Origin of the sequence: Sphingobacterium sp. UBA7038 (assembly GCF_002494055.1) — a bacterium.
Taxonomy (GTDB): domain Bacteria; phylum Bacteroidota; class Bacteroidia; order Sphingobacteriales; family Sphingobacteriaceae; genus Sphingobacterium; species Sphingobacterium multivorum.
The window spans coordinates 143,979-155,876 of the sequence record NZ_DLAV01000024.1 but is presented as its reverse complement, the minus strand read 5'-3'; the positions used below and the strand labels follow the sequence as shown (position 1 = coordinate 155,876).

Sequence of the window (11,898 nt, the reverse complement as noted above, 5' to 3'; positions counted from 1 at the left end):
TCATGTGCCCTATGATTTGAAGATTGAGCAAAGTGGCGAAAGAATGTACGATTGTATATTTTTTTGGAGGAGATAGTCAAGGCTAACGGGCACACAAAATAGATAGACTAAAGAAGTTACAGCAAGTTTATACTGCATGGAATACGAAATTATTAGACTTTCAAACGGAATACGCGTAGTATTTCAATATCAGAATTTACCGGTTACACATGTCTGCATGGTCATCAATGCGGGGTCTCGGGATGAGTCTGCTGGAAAATATGGTGTAGCCCATTTTATTGAGCATCTTTTATTCAAACGAACAGAAAGACGCTCTACACAACAGATTATAAATCATTTGGAATCCGTTGGCGGAGATTTGAATGCTTATACAACGAAGGAATATACCTGTGTACATGCCTCTATTCTTCAGCCTTATTTAAGTCGTGCCTTAGATCTTTTTGAAGATATCTTTTTTCATTCCACTTTTCCCGATATAGAATTGGATAAAGAAAAATCTGTCATTGTAGATGAAATGGCGTCTTACCTGGATAGCCCAGAAGAGTCTATTGTAGACGATTTTGAGGATCTGGTTTTTCAGGGGTCGGGTTTAGGACACAATATTTTGGGACTGGAAGATCAGCTTCTCGCACTACAAAAGGGCGATATCGTAGACTTTATGCAGGCAAACTATGATACAAATGAAATGGTTATTGGTATCACAGGTAATTATACGCTAAAAGAAGTTGAGCGATTGTTGCACAAGATCTTTGGTGGTGTTCCAGCAAATACAATTATGCGGATGAGAAACGATGTCAATCCAATTATTGAACAGCATCTTGCAGTTGCAAAACCAATTAATCAGGTTCATTACATGCTTGGATCTTTGGCTTACGGTTATCGTGATGAGCGTAAGACAGGGCTGTTGCTTTTGAACAATATGCTTGGCGGCATGGGAATGGGTTCTATTCTGAATCTTTCTATTCGGGAGAAATATGGAATAGCCTATACCATTGAATCTAATTATACTATTTTTTCGGATACAGGGTTATTTAGTATTTACCTCGGTACCGATGAAGAAAAAGTTGAAAAAGCTAAAAAACTCGTCTTTAAAGAACTAGCGAAGCTAACCGAGCAACCGCTATCCGAAACTGCAGTAAAAAAGGCGAAGCAGAAATTTATTGGTCAGATTGCTTTGACCGAAGAGAACCGTATGAGTATGATTATCTCTGCCGCGAAAAACGTGATGGACTATGATCGTGTCATCTTATTGGACGAAGTAATTGAAAAAATTCAGGACTTGACTAATACAGGGCTGCTGGAAATAGCGCAAGATGTATTTGACCCGAAGAAGATGTTGTCGCTAAGTTTTGTTCCCGAAGACTGAATTTAAGGATCGATAGATCCTTCTGAGGAAATGAACAATATGAGTTCGAACGGCCGAAGATGGGAATATAGCTGGCTGAAATGAATTTATATTGCATATAAAAAGCAATTTATCTAAGTTTGCGCTTACGGGAATTCGTTCTCATCAACCATTGACTGCAAAAGGCAGATTCAATACCTATGGTAGCAGACAAATAAACGAATAAAAAATATAAGGGATGAAAACAGCATATGTATTTCCTGGTCAAGGAGCCCAATTTGTTGGAATGGGGCAGGACCTGTATAACTTAAATGATGAAACGAAAGCTTTGTTCGAACAGGCTAACGATATTTTAGGATTCCGTATTACGGATATTATGTTTTCCGGTACAGACGAGGAGTTGAAACAGACCAAAGTAACCCAACCGGCTATTTTCTTGCATTCGGTCATTTTGGCAAAAGCATTGGGAGAGTCTTTTCAACCGGATATGGTTGCAGGCCACTCATTGGGTGAGTTCTCAGCCTTGGTAGCAGCAGGAGCATTGAGCTTTGGAGATGGCTTGAAATTGGTTGCACAACGCGCCAATGCGATGCAAAAAGCATGTGAGCTTCAGCCTTCAACGATGGCTGCGATATTAGGTCTGGAAGATGCTATAGTGGAAGATATCTGTGCTAAAGTTGATGACGTTGTTGTGGCAGCGAATTATAACTGTCCCGGACAATTGGTGATTTCGGGATCTATTGAAGGGGTGGATAAAGCTTGTGCTTTATTGACCGAGGCTGGTGCTAAGCGCGCATTAAAGCTAAATGTGGGTGGAGCATTTCACTCACCATTGATGGAATCTGCCAAAGTGGAATTGCAAGCGGCTATAGAAGCTGTAGATATTTTGTCGCCTAGCTGTCCGATTTATCAAAATATCGATGCCAAACCACAGACAGATCCAGCGGTTATAAAACAAAATCTGATTGCCCAATTGACTGGCGCTGTACGATGGACGCAGACGGTACAAAATATGTTGGCCGATGGTGCAACAGCTTTTGTAGAAGTTGGCCCAGGCAATGTATTGCAAGGCTTAGTAAAGAAAGTCGACCGTCAGGTGCAGACTTCTGCGGCTTCAGTGACCGCGTAACAAAATACTCAGTATAAAAAAGGAATTATTTTGCTGTGCCCTCAAAAAGTGTCCAACTTTTTGAGGGCATTTTTTATGAACGAAAAATCGGAATCACATCAAGAATTACCTGTCCATCCCTGAAAAATGTTTACAAAAGGTCTAATACGGTTCTTACTTTACCTCAAGAATTAACCTGTAAAAATGGATAAGACATAGCGATCAGTTTCGGAGATTACTCGGTGCTTATTCGGTACTTGTTCGGAGCTCGTTCGGTGTTTCTTCGGTTGCAACCGAAGAAACACCGAACGAGCTCCGATCGATATCCGTTTTTTAACCGAGAGAATGCAGAATCAACTATGAGCGTAAAAACTATTTATCCTTAAACATGCTGTAATGATCTTTCATGACCTGCAGCACGAAGTCGTTGGGAGTCATTTTTTCAGGATGTTTGACTTCCATAACCGCCTCAAGACGCTGGACCAAAGCTGTTAAAATGCCCACATCTCTTCTGTCAAAAGCTGTTTGGTAGATCTCTTTGACCGAATTAGCATCCTTGTCGCTCAATTTGATAACCTGTGGAAATAGAATTGGATGATTGTCGAAAGTCTCTTCGTAAATTGTGTCGCTCAATTTTAATGTAGGTTTGAGGCTGATAACGGAAGTTTCTGCGGCGATATCTCCAATGCGTTGCCCATTTTTGGATAAAACGATCGAGGTAATGGCGACACCACCCATCGTCATCCAAATATCTACAATAGATAGACTCCATCTGGACAAGTATTGATAAAAGTTGGCTCGCGAACCGTCAAGTTTAACAACCTTTATTTTCATGATTTTCTTACCTACTGTCTGACCACCAAAGGCGGTTTCGGTAATCAATGTGTAAAAAAACGCGGGTAGGGTCAATGCCATCATAACGCCATAAAAAAGATAGGGATCTCCTGCGTTCATGTTTATGCTGTCCAAGAGAAAGAAGCAAAAGAAATAATAACAGACTATAATAAAATAATCTATTGCAAAAGCGATCATTCTTGAACCAAGACTGGCAAGATTATATTCGATTTTTACATTTTGTGCTGTATTTATCTCAAGCTTATTCATATGTAAATTATTTGAGTTTAATAGCAATATAGAATTTCTAGGTCATTTTAGCTCCAATTTGTGCTTTTCAATCATGGATATTTCCTATATTTGGTTCAGCCAGTTAAAAAAATTAATGAGAGAAGCATCCTTTGTAGAACGAAATAAAGAAAAATGGACGTTAATTGAAAATAATTTATCAATTAATATGCAGGTTGATCCAGATGAACTGGCCTCAAATTACATTGAGCTCACTAATGATCTGGCTTATGCACAAACTTTTTATCCTGAAAGTAAGGTAAAGGCTTACCTGAATGAACTGGTCGTGACCGTGCATCAGAAAATCTATAAAGATCAGAAAGCTTCCAATAATAAGTTTAAATCTTTTATCAATGAAGAGATACCGCAGGCGATCTGGTCAATCCGTAGACCTTTGTTGTACTCCTTCTTAATTTTTGTTTTGGCTTCAGTCATTGGTTTTGTATCGTCTGTATACGATATGGATTTTATTCGGCTTATTTTAGGTGACTACTATGTCGATTCGACGATAGAAAGCATAAAAGCAGGAGATCCTGCTGCAGTATATGGGAAGGGGAGCAACTTTGGATCAGCGATTTGGATTACGATTAATAATGTGCGGGTTGCTTTTATGGCCTTTGCTGCCGGACTATTTTTCAGTGTAGGGACAGGTTATGTGCTGTTTAGCAATGGTATTATGCTTGGTGCATTTCACCATATGTTTTTCCAGTATGGCGTTATGGGGAAAGCCATGTCGGCGATTTGGATTCATGGCACTATTGAGATTTCGGTAATTATTGTGGCAGGAGGATGCGGATTGGCCATCGGTAATAGCATTCTATTTCCCAAATCGTTTACACGTTTGACATCGTTTGTCCGTACAGCAAAGATTGCAATGAAAGTTCTCGTCAGCACGATTCCTTTTTTTATTATAGCCGGAACATTGGAAGGTTTTGTAACACGGTATTATAATATGTCAATTTGGTTATGTTTAATAATTATCGTTTTATCCGTACTGGCTATCCTTTATTTTTATGTTATTAATCCTTATCGACTAGCAAAACGATTTCAATGGAAATAGATTTTGAGTTTCAAAAAGAACGGAAGGTGGGGGACTTTATCCAAAGTTTCATAGATCTTTTTAAATTGATCTATAAGCACTTTGTTTCTACTATTTTTGGTTTATCTGCTCTGCCACTGGCGGGGATTGCCTTGGTTTATTATTTTCTGTCTACAAAAATCACATTCTCTGCCAACAGTGATTCTTTTGAGGATATCGATGCTTTTACGTGGGCTGGATTACTCATTCTGGCGCTGATAGCTTTGGGGCTGTACGTTTATGGTATTTCTATCGAATATTTTGTACTGCTCAAAGAACGCAAAAGTACGGCATTTTCGGGAGCGGAGGTGCTGAAGAATTTCAGATCAAACCTCGGGAAATACTTTATGTTTTTGATTGCCATGATATTGGCGTTAATTGTTGTCTTTATTCCCCTGGCCATCGTCGCTGCAATTTGTGCTTTTATCCCTTTCGTCGGAAGTTTTGCGATCGGTATTTTGGGGTCTATGGTTGGCATTTGGTTATTTTGCTCATTTTTATTTTATCGGGAAGGTTATTCGGATTTAGGGAGCTGTTTTACAGATGCCTATGTCATGCTGAGCAAAAAATTGATTCAATATGGTATTGCCACCTATATCGTGAATTTTATTTTTCAAATGGCGGTCATGATGATTTCCATTGTGCCATTGATTATCATGGGGCTTTTATCATTCAACTTCTTAGGTATAGATACCGCCTTTTTTGATTCATCCTGGGGAAAACTGTTGATGACATTGGGAGGCTTATTTATCACGTTATTCACCCTCTTTCTGTATATGTCTGGAGTTTTGGCCAATGGTATTATTTATGAAACGGCCAAGGACCTCAAATTTGGGGAACGTATTTATGGCATGATCGAAAAGATAGGAGGAAAAGATGAATAAACTCTTGTCTTTTTTCTGCATTGCCTGTTTGTCGATTATGTATGCCTGTGATCCCAAACCAAGAAATACAGAATCCAACAGCGATAGGATTGATTCACTTCATGTGCAAATAGATTCGACCTTAGTGGTAGCCGATTCTGTCGCTATTGACTCAATAGCCGTAAAGGCTCCTAATGGCCAGCAGGAAAAAGATGAAATTGACCTGTGGGATCCAACATTATTTGATTCAATCCCAAAATATACCGAAGAACGTTCGTTTAAAATGGATCCTTATCAGGATATCATCAAAAGATACGAGACGGACGATTTTGTTTATTCAGAAAATATTAAAGATCGCGTAGGCGTATTACAGCGCATCCTTGCGCGGCTCGCGGAGTGGATTGGAAGTATCATGCCAGATAATCCCTATAAATTTCGGGAAGAGTTTGGTTATGTATTTGCCTTTTTAGCTGTTATTGCATTAGCGTTTATCCTTTATAAAGTGCTCTACAACAGAAAACAATATTTTATTAAACATAGTGAAGAGGAGAGTGAACTGGACGTTTTAGCGTATGTAGAGCGAAATCTGATGAATAGCAACCTAGAACCTTATATTCAGGAGGCTATTGCCCAAAGGAATTATGCGTTGGGAATCCGATACTTACAGCTATTGAATATTCAGAAACTAGCGCAATCAGATCATATAAAATGGAAGCTGAGCAAAACAAATGCTGAATTTGCAGAAGAGATTCAAAACGAGGAGCTCCGTCGTGGATTTGCTGAATGTACAAGAATATTTGATTATGTCTGGTTCGGTCAATTTGAATTAACAGAAGACAATTTTAGTCAATATCAGCAATTGTTTCACCAATATCAAAAACAGATTAAATGAAGGGATCGGTAAAATTTGGATTGATATTATTGACTGTTGTGTTAGTGCTAATAGCTCTTATCGATGCAACAAGTAAGAAACCTATTATCTGGGATCGGACTTTTGATGCAAAGGATAAAAATCCCTTTGGAGCTTATGTATTGCGTCAAGAACTGAAGCATATCATTGATCAAAAGAATACAACGATTGAGCGACCATTGTATGAGTATCTGGATAGCACAAAGAAAACAGACGCTAACTTATTTTTTTATACGTCCTATTTTTCGTTGGGTGAAGCAGCGGAAGATAAGTTACTGGATTATGTAAACCGAGGTGGGAAAGCAATGATTGTAGCCGAGGATATTGATAATTACCTATTGGATTCCCTGGGTTTGGAAGCAGATAATTTCTATGGTTTTAAAAAAGGTGTAAATATAAAAAGTCAGTTGCGCGTGCGGTTGATGAACGATAACAATAAAATTCATTACAGTAAATCAGATCTTGGCGAAGTATTTAAAAAACTTCCTAAAAATGCGACTATTTTGGGCTCGATCACCTATAAGGAATTTGGGCTACCGAACTTCATCGCGGTTCAATTTGGTAAAGGAACGTTCTATCTTCACCTGACCCCTGATTTATTTGGGAACTATTACTTGCTGAATTCCGCCTCGCAATATGCCTATGTTGCTAAGTCGTTATCTTATCTAAATGATAAGCCGATCGCTTGGTATGATTTTAAAGCGAATATGGAGCAATATCGGACACCTTTGCGTGTATTACTTATGAATGATGGTCTTCGGCAAGCCTGGTATGTTTTGTTAGCGGGGCTAGTCCTTTTGCTTGTGTTTAGAAGTAGACGTGAGCAGCGGGCTGTGGCGGTAGTGAGTCCGGAACCAAATCTCTCGAAGGAGTTCTGTGGAACCATCGCTACTTTATATTATGAAAATGGTGCACCAGGTAATATGGTCGCAAAAAAAATAGATTACTTCCTGCACGATCTTCGGATGCGCTTTCATTTGGACACGCTGATGTTGCGGGAAGAAGAGTTCATTGAGGAACTGGCAGAGCGGTCTGGGGTTTCGCTCGCAGAGACACAGTCTTTAATCAGGCTGATTGTTCGTATGCAAGATGCTAAACAACATGATGTGGCTGATCTCAAATTGATTAATGATACAATAGAAGAATTTAAACATAAAGCAAAAATGATATGAGTGACTTCGATAAATATATATCTTTTGAAAATCGAATAGATGTGTCCGTTTTATTCGATAAAATGGCGCAGGTAAAGTCGGAGGTGAAAAAAGTAATCGTTGGGCAAGATCAATTGATTGACATGCTCTTAATCTCAATTTTGGCTTCGGGGCATTCTTTGATCGAGGGCTTGCCGGGGGTGGCAAAAACATTATCCGCAAAATTGATTGCCAAAACTATTCACAGTGAATTCAAGCGGATTCAATTTACACCGGATTTAATGCCTTCGGATGTAACGGGATCGTCGATACTCGATTTGAAAAGTAATGAATTTGAATTTCGTCGGGGACCTATTTTTGCAAATATTGTTTTAATCGATGAAATCAATCGTGCTCCGGCAAAGACACAAGCCGCACTTTTTGAAAGTATGGCGGAGCAACAAGTGTCGGTCGATGGAACGACCTATCGATTGCCAGGACCGTTTATTGTTTTTGCGACACAAAACCCCATCGAACACGAAGGTACTTATCGATTGCCGGAAGCTCAGCTCGATCGTTTCTTGTTTAAGATCAATGTGAATTATCCTGAACTTGAACAGGAACTGGAAATATTAAAGGAGCACCATGCCCAAAAAGCAGAGAATAAAGAGGATCAGGTTCAGGCTGTCGTTTCGGCCGCAGAAATTTTAGAATTCCAGAAATTGATCAAATCTATCTTTGTTCACGAAGAGTTGTTAACTTACATTGCTCAAGTTATTATAAAGACACGAACGAATCCAAGTTTGACCCTTGGGGCATCACCGCGGGCTTCTATTGCTTTGTTGGAATCAGCAAAGGCTTCAGCTGCCTTGACAGGCCGAGACTTTGTTACTCCTGAGGATATTCGGAGGGTGGCATCTGTCGTACTGGGCCACCGTGTTATGTTGACTCCAGAAAGGGAAATGGAAGGATTTACCACCGCTTATGTCATCGACCAAATCATTAATTCTGTAGAAATTCCAAGATAATGAAGAAATTAAGGCAGCTTTTTCTAACAAATCAATTCTTCTACACCCTATTAGGTGTAGCAACACTCTTTACATTTTCTTTTTTCGTTAAAGGATTGTTGATTGTGGCTTGGATTGTTTTTTGGATCTGGTTGGCTGTTTTGGCTTTTGATTTTATTGTCTTATTTTCAGGAAAGGGGCGAATTGAGGTCACAAGGGTATATCCTGAAAAATTATCCAATGGCGATGAAAACCCGATGCGTCTGATTGTGAATTCTTTTTACCCGTTTGGGACAAAAGTTGATATTTTGGAGGAGTTTCCGGTACAGCTTCAAATTCGGGATAAAGATTTTGCGACAAGTTTGCTGGCCTTTCAGCGCTCGGAAATTTCGTTTTCCCTGCGACCCACACAAAGGGGTGTTTATCAGTTTGGTCGTTGTATGGCTTTGGTTCAGCGTTTTGGATTTTTCAAAAGAAGGTTTGTTACCAATCAAGAACAGGAAATACCCTGTTATCCGTCCTATATTCAACTCCGAAAATACCAGCTTTTGGCAACAAGTAATCGGTTGAATGAACTGGGGATCAAGCGTATTCGACGGATTGGTTCGGCTATGGAATTTGACCATGTTAGAGAATATGTGCAGGGGGATGACTATAGACACATGAACTGGAAGGCATCTGCAAAAGTAAAGAAGCTGATGGTCAACCAGTACGAAGAGGAGAAGTCTCAACCAATTTATTCTTTTATTGATCTAGGTCGGGCAATGCGTATGCCATTCAACGGTCTTACCTTATTGGACTACTCGATCAATGCTGCGCTGGTCCTTTCCAATGCGACCATCTTAAAGCAGGACCGAGCCGGATTATTAACCTTTTCAAAGGATATCAATGCATTTATAGCCGCTGAGAAGAGGAATAATCAAATGCACAAGATTTCGGAGGCACTATACCAGGTGTCGACCAAATTTGAGGAGTCGGAATTTGGAAGATTATATAGTTATGCCAATGCACATATTAATAAACGTTCGCTGATTTTTGTCTATACAAATTTTGAGACCTTAGATTCCTTAAGACGTCAGCTAAATTACCTGTCGATGTTAAATAGAAGCCACATTATAGTCGTTGTTGTTTTTAAAAACGTAGAAATAGAGGATTTAGCGAAGAGTACGCCGAAAAAGACAATCGACATTTACAACCAGGTCATTGCTGAAAAGTTTATCTATGAGAAACAACTTATCGTACAGGAACTGATTCGCAATGGGTTTCAGACAATCTATACAGCACCGGAAAACCTGACCATTAACTCCATCAACAAATATTTGGAAATTAAGGCACGTGGCCTTATTTAATGATGGAGGTATCTTTGACCATTACTTTTGTCCACAAATGCTGATATTTTTCGATCGCTTTTAAATGAATCGGATGTGTCTCGTACGTTGTAATATCTTTAAGGTTTTTGAAAGTGACAATCAATGTATAGTCAAAGCTGTTGTCTACGACAGGTCTCGGGTTTGTCTGCGCCGGAACTCCATAATTGAGCGTTTTGATGATGTCGATTTTTCGAAGGTCCTCAAAAAATCCAACAAAATTCTTTTTTTCTTTTTCACTGAGATCTTTTTTTAGCCAAAAATTGACAACGTGTACAATGGTGCTGGACTCGATAGCCTCATCCGATTGAACTGTATTTGCCCATGTGGGAGCAGTTACGAGCACCATGGGTGCTAGAAGAAAGTTGCGTCTTTTCATGATTGAAACGGTTTAGAAGCTTTAAGATACAAAACCTTCGTGAATTCACCATTACCAATGACGCTCATCGTGAGAAAAGGTTTTTTGTGTTTAATGAAAAATAGGCGTTTTTAACAAACAAAAAAAGGAAGACATCATGTCTTCCTTTTATCTTTTTATGGAGGGTAGGTTCTTACAAACCAAACTCTTCTTTCACTTTATCGATATAATCCAGTTTTTCCCAAGTAAAAAGTTCAACCTCAATTTGCTTTTTCTCGCCAGTTGAGCTCTCGAATTCCTTGGTTACTTTTTTTGGTGTTCTTCCCATGTGTCCATAGGCAGCCGTTTCTGAATAAATTGGATTTCTCAGACCCAAACGCGTTTCAATTCCGTAGGGAGTCATATCAAACAAATGAGCAATTTTTTCAGCAATCTGACCATCGGTCAAATTTACTTTGCTCGTTCCATAGGTATTTACATAGATTCCCATCGGATCTTTTACACCAATTGCATAGGAAATCTGTACGAGAATTTCATCTGCAACACCTGCTGCCACTAAGTTTTTGGCAATATGGCGCGTTGCGTATGCAGCAGAACGGTCTACCTTAGATGGATCTTTTCCTGAGAAAGCCCCTCCACCATGTGCACCTCGGCCGCCGTAGGTATCGACAATGATCTTGCGACCGGTAAGTCCTGTATCTCCGTGAGGTCCACCGATAACAAATTTTCCAGTTGGATTGATATGAAACTTAATTTCATCGTTAAATAACAACTGAAGTTCTGGTTTCAATTGTGCTTTAACACGAGGAATCAAGATCGTTTTGATGTCATGTGTAATTTTATCCAACATAACTTGTTCCGTATCGAAGTCGTCATGTTGTGTGGAGATTACGATTGCTTCGATTCTTTTTGGTTTGTGATCGTCACTATACTCAAGGGTAACCTGAGATTTTGCGTCCGGGCGCAAATACTTGATTTCGTTATTTTCGCGACGTAGCTCGGCCAATTCATAAAGTAAGCGATGCGATAGGTCCAATGCCAGAGGCATAAAATTCTCAGTTTCGTTGTTTGCATAACCGAACATGATACCTTGGTCGCCCGCACCTTGTTCTTGCCTTGTCTTGCGGTCTACGCCCTGGTTGATATCAGCAGACTGCTCGTGAATCGCCGAAAGAACGCCACAGGAATTTGCCTCGAACATGTATTCAGACTTGGTGTAGCCAATCTTTTGGATCACCGAACGGGCTATTTTCTGAACATCGAGGTATATGTTTGATTTAACTTCCCCGGCAAGGACAACCTGTCCTGTGGTTACTAGTGTTTCAATAGCGACGCGAGAATCCTCGTCCCATGCTAAAAAATTGTCTATTAATGCATCTGAAATTTGATCCGCAATTTTGTCTGGATGCCCTTCAGAAACAGATTCTGACGTAAATAAATAAGCCATGCTTTACGTAATTTTTAATATTGGATTTGCGCTAGAATGAAATAACAGCAAAGTGATAAGAGCCGTGATAGCGAAGGGTTTTTAGCACTTTTTTACTGTGGTTGCAATCTCCTTGTCGTTGCCTTGTAACGCAACAGCACGCAAATCAGTCCACATTCTATTT

The 11,898-nt window shown here is 39.6% G+C and carries 11 protein-coding genes; 8 read left to right on the top strand and 3 right to left on the bottom strand.

The window, feature by feature from the left end:
- Nucleotides 1-136 precede the first annotated feature (136 nt).
- Together B3H30_RS16610 and fabD are read left to right on the top strand one after the other, a co-directional pair.
- Nucleotides 137-1,366: a M16 family metallopeptidase gene (locus B3H30_RS16610; protein ID WP_070560942.1), complete on the top strand. Its 1,230-nt coding sequence runs from the start codon at nucleotides 137-139 to the stop codon at nucleotides 1,364-1,366.
- Nucleotides 1,367-1,583: 217 nt separating this feature from the next.
- Complete coding sequence (gene fabD, locus B3H30_RS16605; RefSeq protein WP_046673056.1) at nucleotides 1,584-2,474, top strand: ACP S-malonyltransferase; 891 nt, start codon at nucleotides 1,584-1,586, stop codon at nucleotides 2,472-2,474.
- A 351-nt stretch (nucleotides 2,475-2,825) separates the two neighbouring features.
- On the opposite strand, the gene B3H30_RS16600 is transcribed toward fabD, so the two are convergent.
- Entirely contained in the window at nucleotides 2,826-3,557 is a 732-nt protein-coding gene (locus tag B3H30_RS16600) for an RDD family protein (protein ID WP_115046318.1), read from the bottom strand.
- A 115-nt stretch (nucleotides 3,558-3,672) separates the two neighbouring features.
- On the opposite strand from B3H30_RS16600, the gene B3H30_RS16595 reads away from it, so the two are divergent.
- Genes B3H30_RS16595 through B3H30_RS16570 form a run of 6 tightly spaced genes read left to right on the top strand, consistent with a single transcriptional unit; the run spans nucleotide 3,673 to nucleotide 9,912 of the window.
- Nucleotides 3,673-4,635 (top strand): stage II sporulation protein M, encoded by a 963-nt coding sequence (locus B3H30_RS16595; protein WP_201639971.1) that lies wholly within the window; start codon nucleotides 3,673-3,675, stop codon nucleotides 4,633-4,635.
- Entirely contained in the window at nucleotides 4,626-5,537 is a 912-nt protein-coding gene (locus B3H30_RS16590) for an ABC transporter permease (protein WP_112375114.1), read from the top strand. Before B3H30_RS16595 ends, B3H30_RS16590 begins: the two co-directional genes overlap by 10 nt.
- A complete protein-coding gene (locus B3H30_RS16585) occupies nucleotides 5,530-6,408 on the top strand; it encodes a DUF4129 domain-containing protein (RefSeq protein WP_112375113.1) in 879 nt (292 codons plus the stop codon). The genes B3H30_RS16590 and B3H30_RS16585 overlap by 8 nt, the downstream gene beginning before the upstream one ends.
- Nucleotides 6,405-7,598, top strand: a complete 1,194-nt coding sequence (locus B3H30_RS16580) for a DUF4350 domain-containing protein (RefSeq protein WP_112375112.1) — start codon at nucleotides 6,405-6,407, stop codon at nucleotides 7,596-7,598. The genes B3H30_RS16585 and B3H30_RS16580 overlap by 4 nt, the downstream gene beginning before the upstream one ends.
- Nucleotides 7,595-8,584, top strand: coding sequence for an AAA family ATPase (locus B3H30_RS16575; protein WP_088163324.1), 990 nt, complete (start codon nucleotides 7,595-7,597; stop codon nucleotides 8,582-8,584). Before B3H30_RS16580 ends, B3H30_RS16575 begins: the two co-directional genes overlap by 4 nt.
- Nucleotides 8,584-9,912, top strand: coding sequence for a DUF58 domain-containing protein (locus B3H30_RS16570; RefSeq protein ID WP_112375111.1), 1,329 nt, complete (start codon nucleotides 8,584-8,586; stop codon nucleotides 9,910-9,912). Before B3H30_RS16575 ends, B3H30_RS16570 begins: the two co-directional genes overlap by 1 nt.
- On the opposite strand, the gene B3H30_RS16565 is transcribed toward B3H30_RS16570, so the two are convergent.
- Nucleotides 9,905-10,309 (bottom strand): Dabb family protein, encoded by a 405-nt coding sequence (locus B3H30_RS16565; protein ID WP_201639976.1) that lies wholly within the window; start codon nucleotides 10,307-10,309, stop codon nucleotides 9,905-9,907. The genes B3H30_RS16570 and B3H30_RS16565 overlap by 8 nt on opposite strands.
- A 172-nt stretch (nucleotides 10,310-10,481) precedes the next feature.
- The gene (gene metK, locus B3H30_RS16560) at nucleotides 10,482-11,735 is read right to left on the bottom strand and encodes a methionine adenosyltransferase (RefSeq protein WP_088163322.1); all 1,254 of its coding nucleotides are present in this window, start codon (nucleotides 11,733-11,735) and stop codon (nucleotides 10,482-10,484) included.
- Nucleotides 11,736-11,898 lie beyond the last annotated feature (163 nt).